At 36.4% G+C, this 19,602-nt stretch carries 17 protein-coding genes; 16 read left to right on the top strand and 1 reads right to left on the bottom strand.

Annotation, left to right across the window (positions count from 1 at the left end):
• Positions 1 to 285: 285 nt before the first annotated feature.
• The 12 genes from L2B55_RS18545 to L2B55_RS18490 all read left to right on the top strand — a co-directional run bounded on the left by L2B55_RS18545 (position 286) and on the right by L2B55_RS18490 (position 12,290).
• The gene (locus tag L2B55_RS18545; protein ID WP_237847908.1) at positions 286 to 3,102 is read left to right on the top strand and encodes an outer membrane beta-barrel protein; all 2,817 of its coding nucleotides are present in this window, start codon (positions 286 to 288) and stop codon (positions 3,100 to 3,102) included.
• Positions 3,103 to 3,668: 566 nt separating this feature from the next.
• Entirely contained in the window at positions 3,669 to 5,849 is a 2,181-nt protein-coding gene (locus tag L2B55_RS18540; protein ID WP_255696524.1) for a peptidase domain-containing ABC transporter, read from the top strand.
• A 102-nt stretch (positions 5,850 to 5,951) separates the two neighbouring features.
• Positions 5,952 to 7,277: a beta-barrel domain-containing protein gene (locus tag L2B55_RS18535; protein WP_237847906.1), complete on the top strand. Its 1,326-nt coding sequence runs from the start codon at positions 5,952 to 5,954 to the stop codon at positions 7,275 to 7,277.
• A 42-nt stretch (positions 7,278 to 7,319) separates the two neighbouring features.
• Positions 7,320 to 7,640 carry a hypothetical protein gene (locus L2B55_RS18530; protein WP_237847904.1) on the top strand — a complete coding sequence of 107 codons (321 nt, stop codon included), beginning with the start codon at positions 7,320 to 7,322 and terminating at the stop codon, positions 7,638 to 7,640.
• A 62-nt stretch (positions 7,641 to 7,702) separates the two neighbouring features.
• Entirely contained in the window at positions 7,703 to 8,488 is a 786-nt protein-coding gene (locus L2B55_RS18525; RefSeq protein WP_237847902.1) for a cysteine peptidase family C39 domain-containing protein, read from the top strand.
• A gap of 13 nt (positions 8,489 to 8,501) precedes the next feature.
• A complete protein-coding gene (locus L2B55_RS18520; protein ID WP_237847900.1) occupies positions 8,502 to 8,900 on the top strand; it encodes a vitamin K epoxide reductase family protein in 399 nt (132 codons plus the stop codon).
• Positions 8,866 to 9,318 (top strand): DsbA family protein, encoded by a 453-nt coding sequence (locus tag L2B55_RS18515; protein WP_237847898.1) that lies wholly within the window; start codon positions 8,866 to 8,868, stop codon positions 9,316 to 9,318. Before L2B55_RS18520 ends, L2B55_RS18515 begins: the two co-directional genes overlap by 35 nt.
• A gap of 133 nt (positions 9,319 to 9,451) precedes the next feature.
• A complete protein-coding gene (locus L2B55_RS18510; protein WP_237847896.1) occupies positions 9,452 to 9,706 on the top strand; it encodes a hypothetical protein in 255 nt (84 codons plus the stop codon).
• Positions 9,707 to 9,925: 219 nt separating this feature from the next.
• Positions 9,926 to 10,441, top strand: coding sequence for a hypothetical protein (locus L2B55_RS18505; RefSeq protein WP_237847894.1), 516 nt, complete (start codon positions 9,926 to 9,928; stop codon positions 10,439 to 10,441).
• A 188-nt stretch (positions 10,442 to 10,629) separates the two neighbouring features.
• A complete protein-coding gene (locus L2B55_RS18500; protein WP_237847892.1) occupies positions 10,630 to 10,857 on the top strand; it encodes a hypothetical protein in 228 nt (75 codons plus the stop codon).
• Between the two features lie 173 nt (positions 10,858 to 11,030).
• Positions 11,031 to 11,618, top strand: a complete 588-nt coding sequence (locus L2B55_RS18495; protein WP_237847890.1) for a hypothetical protein — start codon at positions 11,031 to 11,033, stop codon at positions 11,616 to 11,618.
• 3 nt (positions 11,619 to 11,621) lie between these two features.
• Positions 11,622 to 12,290: a glycosyltransferase family 25 protein gene (locus L2B55_RS18490; RefSeq protein WP_237847888.1), complete on the top strand. Its 669-nt coding sequence runs from the start codon at positions 11,622 to 11,624 to the stop codon at positions 12,288 to 12,290.
• Positions 12,291 to 12,837: 547 nt separating this feature from the next.
• Here the strand turns inward: L2B55_RS18490 and L2B55_RS18485 are convergent.
• Positions 12,838 to 13,704 (bottom strand): beta-1,6-N-acetylglucosaminyltransferase, encoded by an 867-nt coding sequence (locus L2B55_RS18485; RefSeq protein WP_237847886.1) that lies wholly within the window; start codon positions 13,702 to 13,704, stop codon positions 12,838 to 12,840.
• Between the two features lie 405 nt (positions 13,705 to 14,109).
• Between L2B55_RS18485 and L2B55_RS18480 the strand changes: the two genes are divergently transcribed.
• The 4 genes from L2B55_RS18480 (at position 14,110) to L2B55_RS18465 (ending at position 19,482) form a co-directional block, all read left to right on the top strand.
• Complete coding sequence (locus L2B55_RS18480; RefSeq protein ID WP_237847884.1) at positions 14,110 to 16,659, top strand: glycoside hydrolase family 2 protein; 2,550 nt, start codon at positions 14,110 to 14,112, stop codon at positions 16,657 to 16,659.
• Between the two features lie 456 nt (positions 16,660 to 17,115).
• The gene (locus L2B55_RS18475) at positions 17,116 to 17,367 is read left to right on the top strand and encodes a hypothetical protein (protein WP_237847882.1); all 252 of its coding nucleotides are present in this window, start codon (positions 17,116 to 17,118) and stop codon (positions 17,365 to 17,367) included.
• Between the two features lie 485 nt (positions 17,368 to 17,852).
• Positions 17,853 to 18,395 carry an RNA polymerase sigma factor gene (locus tag L2B55_RS18470; RefSeq protein WP_237847880.1) on the top strand — a complete coding sequence of 181 codons (543 nt, stop codon included), beginning with the start codon at positions 17,853 to 17,855 and terminating at the stop codon, positions 18,393 to 18,395.
• A 166-nt stretch (positions 18,396 to 18,561) separates the two neighbouring features.
• Entirely contained in the window at positions 18,562 to 19,482 is a 921-nt protein-coding gene (locus tag L2B55_RS18465; RefSeq protein WP_237847878.1) for a FecR family protein, read from the top strand.
• Positions 19,483 to 19,602: the final 120 nt, after the last annotated feature.

Here is a 19,602-nt window from a genome sequence, read left to right as displayed (position 1 = left end):
ATGATATGTTTAACAATCTTCTATTCACAGGAAGCAAAAAAGTTGATAAACTGCGAGGACCGATAAACATACCACAAAAAAAGAAAGGATTTATGAATCTGTTTAATCGACAAACAATTTGAATGAAGAAATACCTTTCAAAGCTTCTTGAACCCAAAAATAACGGGCCTAAAGCAACCATTATGTTTCTTTCGCTATTGAATGTAAAGGTGTCAGATACGAAACAATGCAAAAGAAATCAGTGAACACCCGACTATCCCATAATCAACTAACTTAAATTATTTCATGAGCAATCTACTAAAAGTGGTCGTGCTGGCATGCTCGCTGAGCCTTCTTGTGATTGCGGTAAACGCACAATCAAAAATTCAGGGATCATTAAAAGGAAAAATAACAACTGCCCAAACAAATCATGGCCTTGAATCGGCGATGGTAATGGTATATAGCCTAAAAGATTCCACCTTTCACCGCGGTGCACTTACCACTAAAAATGGTTCGTACGAAATCAAATCACTATCACTGGGGAATTACAAGCTTTTTGTGAATTACATTGGCTATAAAGATGCGGTGAAGTACTTTTCCATCACTAAAGAGCTATTAAATCAGCAGCTTGATATTAAACTGGATTCGGCGGCGGCAATTGGCCTCAATGAAGTGGTAATTGTTGGCGAGGCACCTCCTGTCAAACTAAAACAGGATACTGTTGAATTTAATGCCGGTTCCTTTAAAACCAAAGATGGAGCGGTTGTAGAGGACCTGCTGAAAAAATTGCCCGGCGTTGAAGTTGAAAAAGACGGCTCAGTAAATGCCCATGGACAAAAAATATTGAAAGTATTGGTTGACGGGAAACCTTACTTTGGCAATGATCCCAAGATTGCGACAAAGAACCTACCAGCCAATATAATTGATAAGATACAGGTAATTGATAAAAAATCAGACCAGGCACAACTCTCAAAAGTAGATGATGGGGAGCGAGAGAAGGTTATGAACGTTACCATCAAAAAGGATAAAAAGAAGGGCACTTTTGGCAATGCCACGCTGGGCAATGGCAGCGATAATAGTTTTAGCAGCAATAATCGCTACGAAGGCGGTTTAAACGTTAATCACTTTAACAACCAGCAGCAGTTCTCCATTTTGGCAATGACCAATAACACCAACAAAGCAGGATTCTCCTCTAGTGATGTTTTAGACTTTGCCGGTTCAAATCCGAGGGGAGGAGCTACTAGTTTTAAGGTAATGTCAAGAGGACGCAGCGGGGACACGTATGATCTGGACAATATCTTTGGTGGCTTTGGTCGCTCAGGTCTCAGTCGTTCAAATGCAGGAGGTTTAAATTTCATCGACTCCTTTGGCAAAAGGCTGGATATGGCTGGAAGTTATTTCTTTGGAAACGTAAATAATGGCCGCGACGATAAGCTGAGAAGAAACACCATTGTTCAAAATCAATCATTGTATTACGCTGATAATAACACCGGCAACAGTGAATCATTAAATCATACGCTGAACCTTAATCTGGAGTACCGCATTGACTCGATGCATACCATCAAGTTTACACCCAATCTTGGCCTACGGAAAAATAGTTCTTCGGGATTAAGCAACTATGAATCATTAAACGCCAATCAGCAAAAGATCAATGATGGTTCTCAGCGCACCCGTTCAAACTCGCTTTCGCCAAACCTGAACAGCAACTTTTTCTTTGGCAAACGGTTTAAGAAAAAAGGCCGCTCATTTTCGGCAACCATCAGCAATCACTGGAAGGATACAGAAACTCACTCATTAAATAATTCATTGAGCAATTATTATTCGAACGGCTCCCAAAGCATCATTAACCAAAACCTTGAGCAGGACAATAAAAACGGCAATAATTCCATTCTCCTGGCTTATACGGAGCCTCTTATCAAAGATTATTACCTCAATTTAAGTTATGAGTTTAACAACAGCATTGAAAACAGTGATCGAGCTACTTACGACTTTAACTCCGCAAGCAATGATTACGACTTATTGAATCCGGAGTTAAGCATTGCCTATAGAACCCGGACCAATTACAACAAATATGGCCTAAACATCAGCACTACAAAGAAAAAATACGGCTATACCCTGGGGCTTGTCTGGCAACAAAATGATTTAAAAGGACATTCGCTCACTAAGGACAGCGTTTACCGTCAGCGCAGTTTTAGCCTTATGCCGAATGCTAACTTTAAATACACTTTCTCGAAAAACAAACGCTTAGAGGCTAGATATAGGGGCAATGTTTACCAGCCAAGTGTTTATGATTTACAACCAGTAACCGATAATAGTAATCCTTTATATTTACGCTTGGGTAATCCCAACCTAAAGCCCGAGCTATATAATTTCGTTCATATTTATTATAGCTATTACGATGCGGCCTCTTACAGCAGCTTCTGGGCCAGCTTTAACATAAGCAATACCTTCAATAAAATTACCTATAACAGTATTTTAGACCTCGAAAGTGGCAAACAGACCAGCAAGCCTGAAAATGTTTCGGGCAATTATAATATGTTTGGCTACATTATGTATGGCATACCGCTAAAGCGCTTAAAAACTTCGCTCAAGGCCAATCTTTCATCGAGTTATTCTACGGAAATCAAATTTGTAAATGGTGAAAAAGTTTCGCCCAATACTCTTAGCTGCAGCGGAGGATTAAGCTTTAACTATCGTTATAAAGAATTGTTAGAATTTGATATTTCAAGCGGAGCAGATGTTAACAAAACCAGGTATGGCCAATCAACGTTAAAAGATGTTGAATTTGTTAAGCTGAATGCTTCATCGGGCTTTAGCTACTATTTTCCTAAAGGATTTGCACTGAGTACCGATGTAACTTATTTCAACAACAACAGCAATGTCCCCGGTACCAACAGAAACGTTACCATGTTAAATGCAAGCTTTTATAAAGAGTTTCTGAAAGATAAACGCGCCCGCATTACATTACAGGGGCTTGACTTATTGAATCAAAATCAATCGGCCTACCGTAATGTGCTCGAGAACCAGATTGAAGACCGTCAAACCAATGTATTACAACGGTATTTTATGTTAAGCTTTACGTATAAGGTGAGCAAATTTGGAGGTTCGCAATCAAAGCATTAAAATCCAAACTGATAAGTAAATCAAAACATGAATAAATTATTCGTTTTTACAATGGGCTCATCATTACTATTAATGGCCACCCTCAATACGGTTTAAGACAAGAGTTTCAACAATTGATGCTGGAAAATAAATATGCTTCCAATCGCTTAAGTAAAGTTAACTCAAAAGGCCGTCCATTTTTAAGAAGGCCTTTGGTTTTTTATTAGTAGTATGGGTTTAATTGTACTGAAATTAATTCCACTAACAAGGAAATCAATAGCGGTAAACATACAATAGTTCTGCTCTTAAATCGCTTCTTCTTCCTTTGCATCTTATTAATTGCAAATTACACAATCGGTTGCATTTGAAAATAAAGCGGATTTGGTCAAAATGCGTGTTAAGGCAGTTTGATTAGTTTGTGACTTTTTTATTAATTGGACTTTGATTAAAGCAATCAACCCAAATTCACTTCAACCTAATTTTAAAACTGTGAAAACCGAAAAAGACTTATTGCCATCTATCTAGATATGTGGATGAATATCTAAAACAATTCAAGAATAAACATCTAATCCTAACCAAATTATTTAGTGTCATTTCCCTTTTTTAAACAATTGGATGCAATGGACTGTGGTCCTACTTGCATCCGGATCATTGCAAAATATTACGGAAGAAATTATCCCCTGCAGTATTTAAGAGAAAAATGTTGCATAAATCGTGAAGGTGTTTCGTTATTAGGCATCAGTGAAGCATCGGAACAAATAGGTTTTAGAACCATTGCCGTAAAAATCAACTATGAGCAATTACTTGGTGAAGCCACCCTTCCCTGCATTGTGCATTGGAAGCAGAATCATTTCATAGTCGTTTATAAAATCAAAGGAAACAAAGTATTTGTAAGCGATCCGGCTAAAGGGTTAATGCAGTACACCAAGCAGGAGTTTTTGCAAGGATGGCAAGGCACTTCTAAAGATGATTTAGGTATTGTCTTATTAATGGAGCCAACTAACCGTTTTAATGAAGAGCATGAAGAGCTGTCGCAAAGTTTAAATTTTAAAAGTATATCCGGGTACTTTTTAAAATACAGAAAACTGTTTGGGCAATTAATGCTGGGCTTATTGGCAGGCACGATTCTTCAGTTGGTCTTACCTTTTTTAACGCAAGCTGTAGTTGACGTTGGGATTGCCACCAAAGACATGCAGTTCATCTATCTGATTTTGGCAGGGCAGTTAATGATGTTTGTGGGTTCTACATTAGTAGATTTTGTGCGTAGCTGGATATTATTGCATATAAGTACTCGGATAAATCTTGCATTACTATCGGATTTTTTGATCAAACTAATGAGATTGCCGCTTTCTTATTTTGATACCAAAATGATCGGTGATATTATGCAACGATTGGGTGATCATAGCAGGATAGAATCTTTCTTAATAGGATCCACCATCAACATCATTTTTTCAATATTCAATTTTGTCATTTTCACCTTTTTAATGGTTGCCTATGATGTGAATATATTCTTGATTTTCTTGCTTGGTAGTATTTTCTATTTCTCTTGGGGTTTTCTTTTCCTACGGGCCCGAAGGAATTTAGATTTCAAACGCTTTGAAATTTCAGCGAGGAATCAAAGTACGACTATACAATTAGTACAGGGCATGCAGGAAATAAAGATGAACAATTGTGAGACTTTGAAACGTTGGGAGTGGGAGCGGATACAAGCAAAGCTATTTAAATTGAATGTAAGATCATTAAGCATCAATCAGCTTCAACAAGGCGGAGCTTTCTTTATTAATCAATCAAAAAATATACTCATTACATTTTTATCGGCTCAGGCTGTTGTAAATGGTCATTTGACCCTTGGAGGAATGTTGGCGGTACAATATATCATTGGGCAATTAAATGCGCCTGTGCAACAGTTTATTCAGTTTATTCAATCCATGCAAGATGCCAAGATCAGTTTGGAACGGATAAACGAAATACATCAAATGCAGGATGAAGAACCTGTTGACAAGCCTTTGCTTACTGTACTGCCTGAAAACAAAAGCATTGTAATAAAAAATCTTAGCTATAAATATCCGGGATATGATAATGAATATGTGCTGAAGGATATTAACATGTACATACCAGAAGGGAAAACAACGGCTATTGTGGGTATGAGTGGTAGTGGTAAAACCACCCTGTTAAAGCTCTTATTAAAGTTTTATAACCCCGAAAGCGGTGAGATAAAAGTTGGAGAAGCTCGATTAAGCAATATCAGCCACCGTCACTGGCGAAGAAACTGTGGTGTGGTGATGCAGGATGGTTATATTTTTTCAGATACAATAGCCAATAATATTGCGGTTGGAGAGGAGCACCTCAATATGAAACGTTTGATGCATGCAGTTAAAGTTGCCAATATTCAGGAGTTTATCGAAGCACTTCCATTGGGTTACAATACAAAAATAGGAGCTGAAGGAAACGGTATTAGTCAAGGGCAACGACAACGGATATTAATTGCCCGCGCTGTATACAAAGATCCTGAATTCCTCTTTTTTGATGAAGCAACCAATGCTTTGGATGCCAATAATGAAAAAGCAATTATGGAAAATATGGATGAGTTTTTTAAGGGAAGAACAGTTGTTGTGGTTGCCCACCGGCTAAGTACCGTTAAAAATGCCGATCAAATCATTGTGCTCGATAAAGGGATGATTACCGAAATAGGGTCACATGAAGAACTTACTTCTGCAGGTGGTGATTATTATAAATTGGTGAAAAACCAGTTGGAATTGGGAAATTAACAGAGAACAAAGACAAAGGCACAAAGACCAATAACTGGCTCCTCCCTTAATGTACACCTATTTTAAACTAACAACTGACAACGGACAACGGACAACTAGAATATGCCACAAACACTACAACGCGAAGAACTACACGAAATATATAGTGAAGAAATGCAGGAAATTGTCGGACAGGCACCTAAAGGCATTGTTCGCTGGGGTTCAATGGTATTTCTTATTGTTTTGCTATTTATTTTTTCAGTAAGCTGGTTTGTAAAGTACGCCGATGTTATTAATGCAACAGTAACCATCAATGCTAATAATACTCCGAAGTCAGTTTTAGTGAAGACCGATGCTAAACTTATCCGATTATTTACAGTCGAAAATAGACAGGTTAAAAGTGGAGAGATACTAGCCTATATGGAAAGTACAGCAAGCCATCAAGATGTAATAAGACTTTCATCAGAGTTAGAGCATATATGGTTAGCGATTCGTATTAATAAATGGGAAAAACTAATTGAGCATGATCCCGCTCAATATAAACAGTTAGGTGAGTTGCAATCTGCCTATCAAACTTTTAGCGCAGCATTTATCCAATTAAAGTCGTATTTACATAATGGAACTTACGTTCAGAAGAAATTTTTATTGCAAAAAGAATTAAATAGTCTGCATGAACTGCGCAAAAGTCTGTTAACGCAACAAAATGTGCTAAAGAGCGATTATGAGATCGCATCAAAAGACTTTTCAGCTAAAGAGCAATTGTTTAATGAAAAAGTGATGCCCTTGCTGGAATATAAGCAAGAACAAAGCAAATATTTAAATAAGCGTTTGCCACTCGAAAATCTGCGAACCTCCCTGATCAACAGTAATACAAGCATTGCTACCAAACAGCAAGAAATTCTTGCATTAGACCAACAATTTACCGATCAAAAAAGCAACTTCCTTCAAGCCCTTAACACCCTGATAAGCAGCACTGATGCCTGGAAGAAACAATACTTATTAATTGCTTCAATAGCCGGCAGCGTAACATTTCCTACTGTACTACATGAAAACCAGGATGTGAAAACAGGACAGGAGATTTTTTATATCACTCCCAAAAATGCCGGGTATTATGGCGAACTGCAACTGGCTCAAGACAACTTTGGGAAGATTCAAATTGGCCAGGATGTATTAATCAGTTTGGCCAGTTATCCTTATGAAGAATATGGAAAATTAAAGGGTCGTATTGCATTCATTTCAAAAACACCCAATAAAGAAGGGCTATATCAGGCCACAGTTAAATTAAGTACTGGTTTAAAAACAGGTAATAACATCGACTTAAACTTTAAAAACGGTATGGCAGGTAGTGCTGAAATCATTACTAAGAAAATCAGGCTCATTAATAAATTGCTATTCACCATTAACAAATTATTGAATAAACCGGGCACAAACCCTACAAATCCCAAATAAATAATAAGAAACCGATAACCAAGAAAACAGTAATCTATCCCAATGGCAATCATAAAATATTTTAAAAAACTGCAATCAATTGATTCATTAATTAGAAGAAAGGCAACCGGTAATCAGGAAGAATTTGCTCTGAAGCTAAATATGAGCCGTAGTATGCTTAATGAATACTTACGGGAGATGAAAGAACTGGGGTTTCCAATTTCCTATTGCAAAAGCCGTAACAGCTATTATTATGCAAGGAATGGTAAGCTGGTTAATACCCTGTTTGATAATGAAGTTGAAAAAGAAGAGTTAAGGCACTACAAAGGAGGGCTGGGAACTTTTTTTTTCACTTTTGATTTCAGTCCGAAAATATTGGACTGAGCAATTTTACTTTAGCAGTCTAAGATTTAAACATTAACCATACTATTTGAGCGCACAAGTATATGCTTTCAGTTATTAAAAATTTTACCAGTTCAAGAGATAATTGTGTGACAGCCGCCGATAGCTTACTTAAATTATTAAATGTAAAAGTTACAAGTGGCACCTTAGAAAAAACCTTACAGGAGCACCCTGACTATCCCAGTCTGTTGAGCGTTGCTGATGCTTTAACAAGCTGGAAAGTAGAAACACTGGCCATACAAGTTGGTCCTGAAAAAATGCAGGAACTTCCGCTTCCTTTCATCACCCAAGTAAGAGGCGAGCGTCACAATTATTTTGCTGTAGTAAAAAAGCTGGATGCTGCCCACGTAACCTGGCAAGACCCCGAATCGGCTAAATGGAAAACCGTTTCAATTGATGAGTTTAATGAAAAATCAACCAGTATCGTTTTACTGGCTGAACCCTTGGAACAGGCTGGCGAAAAGGATTATAAAAATGCCTACAAAGAACAATTGGTAAAATCCATTGCGCCGACTCTCTTATTAACGCTTTTTTTCGTTGCCAGTTTTGGTCTCGTTATCAATTCCATTTATGCTAATGGAACCAATGCTTTATTTGCAATACTCTTATTCACATCCAAACTTATAGGTGTTATTATTACTTCACTTTTGCTATGGTATGAGTTTGATAAGAATAATCCTTTATTACAAAAAATATGTACAGGTGGAAGAAAGACAAACTGTAATGCAATTCTTCAATCTAAGGCAGCTAAAGCTTGGGGCGATATCACCTGGAGTGATCTTGGCTTTATCTATTTTTACGGGAGGAGCAGTTGTATTAGCTTTAAGTAGCTTTAACCCCTGCATGATTTCGCTTTTAGCTTGGTTGAATGTGTTAGCACTGCCCTACATTGTTTATTCACTATACTATCAAGGGAGGGTCGCCAAACAGTGGTGCAGGTTATGCCTGGGCGTACAGGCTTTATTAGCATTAGGATTTATCATAGCACTAGTAGGCAGGTTTCATATTCTCAATATTTCATCACTCAATTGGATCAATATCATCCTATTTGTTTTTTCATATTTAGGCATTGGGACAGCATGGTTTATTTTGAAGTCATATATAGAAAAGGCCAAAAATTATAAACGTACTAAAATTGAATTACAGCGATTAAAACATAACCCGCTTGTTTTTGAGGCCTTACTGCATAAACAAAAAGCCATTACGCATGATCCAAACAGGCTTGGGTATTGTATTAGGTAACCCAAATGCTAAAAATAAAATTGTAAAGGTTTGCAATCCTTACTGTGGGCCATGTGCAACAGCTCATCCGCTTATTGATGAAATAATTGATCAATACGAGGATGTACAAGTTCAAATGATTTTTATGTTTACGCATGAAGCTATCGTAAAACACCTTGTAGCTATTTATAAAAAGGACAACACCCTAATACGACAAGCATTGGATGATTGGTATAATGCCCCGATAAAGGTCTACGAAACATTTGCCGCAAAGTATCCGCTTAACGGAGAGCTACAGCAACAAAAAGAAGGGATGGAAGCAATGTATAAATGGACAAAAGATATTGAAATTGCTTTTACTCCAACTTTTTTCATTAATGGCCATCAATTGCCTGAACTATATTCTATAAGCGATATAAAAAATATTTTGGCGAATTAGCCACTAAAAATTTTAGCTAAAAACTGGACGGTAAATGATAAGAGTGCACCTTGTTATTGAAACTCCAAAGCCGATACCACCTCACGGGCTAAAACGAGAGTATCTATTTATTAATATTTAAAAACAAAAACAAATGAAAAAATTATCATTAAAAAAACTGAACCTAGAGAATTCGGAAGTACTTACCAGAGAACAATTAAAAACTGTTTTAGGGGGAGATGGCAGCGGCGGCGGCAGCGGCAGCGGCAACACTGATTGTATTTCTTCCTATTTTTATTCAGGGACTGATGGATGCGGGATTACGACATGTACTGGCTGGACATCAGTTCCGGGCCGTTGTTTATGTTCAACAACGATAACTACACCACAACCATGCGGTCATGCATAAATCATAAATAAATAATAAGCAGGTGTCTCAAAAGTTATTTTATAAATTACATTTCGTACGCGGGAGATGATTAAAGAACAAAATTGAATCAAATGTGACTAAGTGTATTTTGAGACAGCCCTTGTACGGGATGATAATAGCGCAAAACCGATTGAAGCGCGAAGACGAATCCCAAGGGAGCTTATGCAAACGACCCGAAAATAAATTTGACTAGCCATTATGAAAACAAATCTTTTTACAATAATATTCTTTTTTATTGGGGTAAATGGATGGGCACAAATTAACCAACCGCCTCAATCCAACATACTGATTAACTTCAAAGTAAATGATACTTCGTATTTGCGAATTTTTAATGGAATAATTATTAAGAATAATTATTCCATTAAAAATTTTGAGAGGATAAAATGCATTACAGATAAAGAAGAAATAGTTCGTTTAGGAATTTATACAGATAAGCCCGTAATGATAATAGAGAGTGACAAATCAAATATGGAATCTAAAATTGATAGTATATTATATTCTCGTCCAGATTTTATTGCTAGTTATAAATACAATTTGGATATACGGCTTCCAATTTCAATCAACGGACAACTATTGACCAATAAGGAGAAAGAGGCAACATTAGCTAAGTTAGAAATGAGTCAAATTAAGAATATTGAATATATAGACAATAAACGGGCTATGAAAAAACATGGAGTTACTCCTTTTGGGGTAATTAATTTAGCATTGAAGTAAGTGTAAAGTTTTTAATTCATTGCATAATTAGCAACCTCTTTCATGAACCCTAACTAAATTCCTCTTTCCAAAAGAATGTAATGAATAAAATATAGAAGGTGCACCTCTGTTGCTGAAACCAAAGCAGTTGCCGCTTCACGGCTAAAACGAGAGCATTAATCTATTTTGAATTTTAACAAGAAATAAAAATGAAAAAGTTAACATTAAAAAAACTGAACTTAGAAACTTCAGAAGTGTTCACCAGAGAGCAATTGAAAAATGTATTGGGCGGGGCAGGAAGCGGGAGTTATGATCCGTATGTATGTTATTCTGGTTGTTATGATAGTAGAATGTCAACATGCATGGCGTTTGGAGGTAGTGGACCAGGTTGTGTGGCTGAGGCAAGTAATTTTTGTGAAAATGCTTGCTTTTCTTGATTAAAAGTGAGCTCTCACTTTTTAGGGACTAGAATCTGGTCTGCTCGGAAGATTAAATTTTCCTGACAATTAAAGACTCAGTTACATAATTAACTTGAAATTCATTTATGGCAAAGCCAAACTTCCCAATATTCGCAATCAATTTAAAACGTCGAGTTGATCGAAGAGTTCATTTGTTAAACGAATTTAAAAAACGAGAAGAATTTGATTTAAATATAGTTGAGGCCTGCGAACATAAAGTGGGAGCTATAGGTTTGTGGAATACAATAAAGCATATTCTACAAAATTTATTGCACGGAGATGAAGAGTATATCATTATTTGCGAAGATGATCACCAGTTTACAAACCATTATACAAAAGAATCCTTGTTCAAAAATATTAAGGAGGCTAAAGACAAAGGTGCTGATATATTATTAGGAGGGGCAAGTTGGTTTAATTCTGCTCTTCAAATTTCTCATGATCTGTTTTGGGTAGAGAAATTTTCAGGTCTGCAGTTTACGGTGATCTACAAGAAGTTTTTTAGCATCATTTTGGAAGTTGAATTTGTGCATGGCGATGCTGCAGATTATAAAATATCGTCTTTAACCACTAACAAGATGTTAATACATCCCTATATTTCTATACAGAAAGAATTTGGTTATTCGGATGTTACCCGCAAAAATGATGAAAATGAAGGCTACGTCACCCAGATATTTAAAGATTCTTCAGAAAAACTTTCACAGCTGAAAGAAGTAGCATTTTTTTATGATTTAAAAATATAGCGAATGAGCCAAATTGATACTTATGATGATATAACTATACCTACTTATATTATAAATCTAAAAGAAAGAGTAGACCGTTTAACCCATATAAAAAAGCAATTTGATGGAAAGAGAGAGTTTGATGTCACGCTAGTGGAAGCCTGTAAACATGAGATAGGAGCAGTGGGGCTTTGGCAGAGCATCGTTAAAATTGTGAAACTGGCCATGGCGAATGACGAGGACGTGATTATTATCTGTGAAGACGATCATGAGTTTACAGCAAGTTATTCCAAACAATTTTTGTTGGAGAATATTATCGATGCTCACGATCAGGGCATTAATATTTTATCAGGAGGTGTAAGCGGCTTTAACCTTGCAGTTCCTATCACAGAAAACAGATATTGGATTAATTCATTCTGGGGAACACAGTTTCTAGTAATTTATAAAAAGTTCTTTCAAACTATTTTAGATGAAAAATTTACCAATGAAGATACCGCCGATGGAAAGTTTTCTGAAATGACTAGTAACAAAATGACTCTGTATCCTTTTATTTCTATCCAAAAAGACTTCGGTTATTCAGATGTAACAAAAAGCAATCAAGCATTTGGCAATGTAGCCAAGCTTTTTGAAGATACAGCAAAACGCTTTGAGATAATCATGACTGTTTATCATAGGTACAGATCTGGATTTTAAAGTTTTCGACATTCTTAAATTTGTAAGTAATGGAGGAGGGTCAAAACTTATGTTTTTGCAGAAAAAATTTACTTGCAAGTATATTCACTTTTGCAATACAAACAATCCTTTCTTGTTTCTGAAATATTTGATAGATTAATTGTAAACAGAATGTTGGGGTGAGAAGTCTGCAATTAAATATGGGGTTTTTGAGATCAGTCCTTCAATTAACGACACTCTTGAAATCACCATTCAAAATTTGCCAATATTGTTTTAAAATATCGGATAAATAACTCTGCTTTACCATTATAATTGAATGCTGAGGGCTTAGATTGGCTTGTAAATAATTTGAGTTGCTTGGAACCCGGTAACAAAATTGATGAGTTGAGATATATAAAAGACAAACCTAAGAAAACTGGGTCGTCAACTTAAAAAACAGCTAGACAAGCCCAAGTTCTGGGATGATTCTTAATTTCATGAATTTCGGAAAAGTGAGAGGTTTTTTAGCGTTAAAGCAGAGAATTAACTGCATGGCTTTAAAGTATCAATATAACCCTTATATAATTCTTTAGTTCTCTTTAAAAATTCTTGTTTCTAATTCTTGAATAACATCGGCATCAAATAAGTGGTCAAATTTTCTTGCAAAGTGACAATTGCTTGATAAAAGTGATTGAATATCGGACATCCCTAATGTTTTTGGATGAGGGCCAGTTCCCCAGTCAATATAACGGAGATTATTGTTTATAACATTCCTTTTAAATTCAGAATTTAAAACAATTGTTGGAATTAATATCTCGTCTGATATTAAAGTATATTGAAAGAAATCAACAACTTCTTCATGATCGGTTAAATAAGTGTAAATATATTGAGCACATGCTTGAGTAATAGTAAACCATTGAGAACCACCATAAGGTTTTAAGTTAAATGGCAGATTTCGTTTTTGATTTTCATTACGTTGAATTTCCACAAAAATTTGACTAGCTTGTATTCCAATTTCATCTACAAGCCAATAATATTCATAACGATCTCTTCCTCCGTTTCCAACCCAGCGAGGATCTGGTATTGCCCAGTGTTCAATAAATTCTTTTCCTGAATTATCTTCTAAAAATTGTAAGATCTCATGGGTTGATTTTAAAGGAAAATCCTGACCACTCAAAAGACTGAAATAATCATATTGACCGTGTTGTAAACTTGCCCATAATAGCTCTAAACATGCATAAGTTAAACTAAATCCACCCCAGGAAACATTAATTCGTTCCTCAATAAAAAAGAAATTTGCATTTTGAGGCATTCTTTGAGAGAGATTATCCACATCGAATTCGATCTTTTTATCTACATGGATAAAAAAAGTAACATTAGGATGAACCAAGCTATTCACGATCCTTATTAAATGATCAAAATCACGATGAACTAAAATTAAATAGGCTGCTTTCATACTATGAATTAATATTTAATAATAAAAGTTAAAAATACTTAATAAATATTATCTTAAGAATTAATAAGGTTTAGATTTTTTTATTAGAGTGTTCACAAGTTACTGGAAAGATGTTCTTGATTCCTTACAACTCAGATTGTCCCTACAAGAATAAATAGACATCCGTCAATCGTCGCCATAATAAGGCTGCGCCAACCAAGTCACACATAAGCTTTATCCACACAACTGGTCTTAAATCGTCCATCTCCCGTCATCTGCATCTAATTAATTGAATATTACACAATCGGTTGCGTGGTTTTAAAAGGTGACTTTTTTGTTAATTGCACAAGAAAGACCACCAAGTACTTTTCAGAAAAATTGTTCAACATTTTATTAGATAAGTTTATCGCATTCATAAAAGGAAAAATGAAAAGATTCTCCATCAGTATTGTCTTATTGATCATTACACAAATTGCATTTTCGCAAACCGAACCAAGAACTGTTCTTAGTTTTAACCATTCTTGGGAAATGTTTCCTATTGAAAAGACAACTGAAATAAAAATTAAAAATGCCAGAGTCGGGACTTCGTTTCAGGCTCAATTTAATCAGGAAGTTGTCGACCTTAAAAATGAGTCACAAGATTCGATTGCACGAAAAGAAATAGGAGATGCGGTTAAAGGTTTTGCCGATGAATATTCAATAATAAAAGCGTTGCCTTGGGAGAAAGTTTCATTACCACATCCTGTGCGGTACGAAAAAAATCTTAATCCTGCAGGAAATCAATTTACAGGCATTTGTTATTACAGAAAGCAATTTACTGTTCCGGTTAATTTCCGGAACTGTAAATTGTCTATTCAATTTGAGGGAGCAATGCAAACGGCTTCGATATGGATAAACGGAAAGTTTGTAATGCAGCACCGAGGAGGGTATACTCCATTTATGATTCCTTTAAATGGATATATCGATCCAAATGCGACAAATGAAATCATCGTTCGATTAGATAATACCGATGATAAAAATACCCCGCCAGGAAAACCGCTGGCTTCTTTAGGATTTTTGTATTGGAGCGGGATTTACCGTGATACCTGGCTAATTGCGACTAATCCGGTTTATATAACCGATCCTGTAGAAGCAAACACCGTTGCCGGTGGTGGTGTTTTTGTGCGTTATGAAAATGTTTCTGTTAATGCTGCTGATATCCTGATTAAAACCCAGGTTAAGAACGACGGAATTAGTGATCATTCATTTGTAATAAAACAAATCATTTCCAATCCTAAAGAAAAGCAGCAATGGCAAGTAAGTTCTGAACGTTTTGACATTGAACAAGGAGTCCAAAAAGAGGTCGAACAGAAAATAACGATTGCTAAACCGAAGTTATGGTCACCTGATGCGCCCAATCGTTATTTGCTCATTACTGAAGTATGGAATAAAGGGCAGTTGGTTGATCGCCTTACGCAGCGTATTGGTATCCGTAAATTATCGTTTAGCAGAAAAGAAGGTTTTAAATTAAATGATCAGCCATTGTGGATTGTTGGCACCAACCGGCATCAGGATCACCCTTTTATAGGCAATGCTTTATCGGATGCTGCTCAATACCGCGACCTGAAGCGAATAAAAGAGGCTGGATTTAATTTTGTTCGCCTGGCGCATTATCCACATGATCCTTCTGTATATGATATCTGCGACTCACTGGGCATAATGGTTGGTAATCCGATTCCGGGTTGGCAATTCTTCAATAAAAACAAGGTGTTTACCGATCGTGTGTTCAGAGACATCAGAGACATGATAAGAAGGGACCGGAATCACCCTTCTGTAATTATGTGGGAAGCCAGTTTAAATGAGAGCTATCCTTATGACGAGTTCAGAATAAAATCGGCTGAAGTGGCGCATGAAGAATACCCAGGTGACAATTTCTTTACCTGTGGGGATACCTACGCTGCGAAAAAAACGAACTGGGATGTGCCCTTTTGTGGATGGGGAGATCCGTTCGGAAGACCTCAAAATGTGCAACCGGAAGCGCCAAGTTTTGTACGTGAATACGGCGATTACGAATTTGGTGGAGCTGAGTCCACCACCCGGGTAAACAGAAGTCATGGTGAAAAAGCACTGTTGCAAAACGCGTGGAACTTTCAATGGGAACATAATTTATTAAGAGGCCCTGAATACCAACCCTGGACGATAGGGGATGCTACTTGGGCATTTTTTGATGGCTTTGAAGTGTTTGATAAAAATACATCAGATTGGGGCGTGATGGATGTGTACCGCTTGCCTAAGTTTGGTTTTTATTTTTTCAGAAGCCAGCTAAGTCCTACTCGTCCTAGTGCTGCTGCAGAAAATACTCCAATGGCCTATATAGCTAACTGGTGGACCTCTGCTAACTCGGCCGACAAAGTGGTTGTGTTCTCAAATTGCGATGAAATCGCTTTATATCTCAATGGAAAACTGATTAGTAAGCAAAAGCCCGACAGCGGAAAAGATACCCCTTATGGCGATTTTTACAAAGGAGGGAACCCTTTTGATGGGGGTAACTGCATTCATTTAGATCATCCGCCATTTACCTTTAACAAGGTTAACTGGCAACCGGGAGAGTTGAAGGCAGTTGGGTACATTAAGGGTAAAAAAGTAACAAGTAGTAAGGTAATTACTCCATCGGCGCCTAATAAACTTTCATTGACTGCAGATACGAAAGGCTTAGGCTTAGTAGCTGATGGGGCTGACGCCATCTTTATTCATGCCGAAATTCAGGATGTTAGTGGTTCAATCGTTCTCTTGGATAATGAAACCGAAGTAGACTTTACAGTTGAAGGCAATGGAGTTATAGTGAGCCCTAAAATTGTTAAGGTACGAGGGGGCATTGCTTCAATTTTAATAAGATCAACGGAACAAACAGGACCAATAGTGATTAAAGCAACAGCTAAAGGTTTAAAGACAGCCGCTCTTACTATTACAAGTAAAACGGATACAAGAAACTATTAGTAGAAGTAAACTCTACTTTCAATGGTCAAGCCTAATATACATTCAGGTAAGATTAAAGAATATAAACGAAAAGACCGTCTTAAAAGGACGGTCTTTTTGGCTTTTATAGTTACTATCGGCATCTATTTTAATTGAAAAATACGCAATCGGTTGGATTTGGTCAAAATGCGTGTTAAGGCAGTTTGATTAGTTTGTGACTTTTTTAGTAATTGGATTTTGATTAAAGCAATCAATCCAAATTCAACCTATTTTTAATAGTTACTATGCATTTAAAGATAAACAAGATAAAATGTATTTGCCTGATCATTGCAATTACATTTTTCTTAAATCGACCGGCTTTTTCCCAATCATCAGACTGGATGTCTCAAGATCAAATTGACGCTTTAACATCCATGAAACTAACTTATAAGAAACCGGATTTATTTAAGGAAGTCCCCGGCTTCGATTGAAAACAACGTGAAGCTTCGAAATATGATTTGGTGTGGCAACAATCAACTCCGGTCAACAGATGGACGTTTTATAGCTTTTATTATGGTTTCTGAATTATTTAATCTGGGTGGTTCCCAACAACTTTACCTTGTCGATCCTCCGGGAACGGATGCCTTTGCGGCCATGGCTAAAAAACATATCCGGCATATACAAAATGATATTAAACAATCATTAGGAGAAGCTGCGGCCTTAAACCGGACAAAGTACGTTACTTATTAACCCTCACATCAGGCAAAAAAGAAATTTAATGCAGATACGACGATTAATTATAACGTTCGCCTTGCCCAGCGCAATTACTATCAGGGGAAATATAACAATCTATGGGTCTTAGTCATTCAGAAAAAAGGAGGAGCTTTTGTCCGGACTTATTGTTTTTATAATGATTTGTCTCAAAAAAAATTGATTAAGTATAAGGCTGCAATAGAAAGCGCATTTCGTTACCAGGACGAATGGCTTTCATGCGTTGAAATGGATCAGTTGATAAATGCTGTCATAAGTTTCATCTAACGGTGAGGTAGAATGGGTTTGAGTCAGTCGTAAGATTTATTTAAAAATTACGCAATCGGTTGCATTGCATAATAAAGCTATTTTAAACACAGCTTAGGTTAATGCCACTTGAAATCTTTGTTACTTTTTTATTATTTGGATTCAGATTCTTCATGAAATTTTGAACATGAAATCAAATCTATCTAAACGATAAAGCTGTGAATACTAACAAAGACTTGATTCTACTGCTTAAGGAAGGTAACGAAAAAGCGTTTAGCGAATTATATAATCGCTATTGGGAGATTGTATACAATATATCCTATAGAAAACTAAGAGATGAAGATAAGGCAAAAGACTTTGTACAAGAAGTATTTGTGGGTATATGGATTAAACGAGAACAGCTAAACGAAGAAAAAGAAATCTTACCTTACCTCTATACCATACTAAAAAATGGTATAATTGATCAAGCTCGAAAAGATGTTTGCAGAAATAACCATATAGAAGATTTGCAACGTAGTCTTTCCGTGTATGAAGAATCTACCCACGATCAGTTAGCGTTCAAAGAACTAAAGTTGCAGATTTCTGCGGAGGTAGAAAATTTGCCTCAAAAGATGAAGGAAGTGTATAGACTTAGCAGAGAAGAAGGACTGACTATCAATGAAATTTCCGAACGGTTATCCTTGTCTGATCAAACCGTTAAGAATCAAATTACCACTGCTTTAAAGCGCATCAGGGCAGCTGTTTATACATTGTTTTTTTAGTTTATACCTGGTTTCTATTCATCTAATTATCCTCGTATAACTTCAAGGCGGCGAACTTTAATTTTGCTTTATCCTTCTTTTTTAAAATTTATTTCTAAAAAAATGAAAATGATCTAGTACTGAAAGCATGCCTGTACGTAATACCATTAAAAGGCGTACAACAAGAATGCAATTAAAGGACTTATATAGATTATTAGGATTAACAGGAAACGAACCTTCTCCATTTAGTAGTGAAGGACATAAAGCGCAAGTAAAAGCAGAGATCTGGTCTAAGATAAATGATGCTCGTCAACAACTTGGAGAATTTCCTTCTCCAAAAGTAGTTTCGATTAATAGAAAACAACTGATTCTTGTTGCGGCTTCTATCACTTTCTTCTCAGTATTGGGCCTGCTGGTCCATCGTAAACTTACCAAGCGAAATGCAATAATTGAATATGTAACCTATAAAACACCAAAAGGGCAGACCCAAATGCTTGAGCTGCCTGATAAATCTGTGATTTGGTTAAATGCAGCAACCGAAGTAAGAATTCCCCAAAAATTTACTCAGCAACGTGATGTATACCTGATAGATGGGGAAGCTTTTTTTGAAGTTACTCCAAATAAAGAAAAACCATTCGTAGTGCATTCAAACGGGATTGAAACGAAGGTATTGGGCACCGGATTTAACGTGAAATCAATGAAAAATCTGGCGGAAATCAAAGTTGCAGTATTGCATGGTCGTGTTGCTGTAGGCAATGCCCAACAAACATTTGATGTAATTACCAAAAATCAGTCGGTGACTTATAACAAACAAACCGGTACAGCTCAAACAAAAGAAGTTAATACCGATGAAGTAGTTGCATGGCGAAATGGTGATGTGGTTTTACGTATGGTTTCGTTTGATGAAATCATAACAGCCATTGAAGATGTGTACAATGTAGATATCGAATATAATGCAACACAATTTACTTATTGTAGAAACTATATCCGCTTTAGTTATAAGCAGCCTTTAGCGCAAGTGCTTGATATGCTAAAGGCTATTCAAGGAATTGATTATTCAGTTAATGGTAAAACGATCAAAATTACAGGAGGGGCTAAATGTAAATAAGAGGAGTATTAATTAAAATCAATCTGTGAGTAATAAAAAAACCGATTGACGCGACAACGCAATCGGTTATAGGCAGCGCCAAGACAGAGTTTAATAATCACGGCAATGATTGTTAACCGT

The organism is Solitalea lacus (genome assembly GCF_022014595.1).
In the GTDB taxonomy this organism is placed as follows: Bacteria; Bacteroidota; Bacteroidia; order Sphingobacteriales; family Sphingobacteriaceae; genus Solitalea; species Solitalea lacus.
This window is presented reverse-complemented; position numbering and strand designations above follow the sequence as displayed.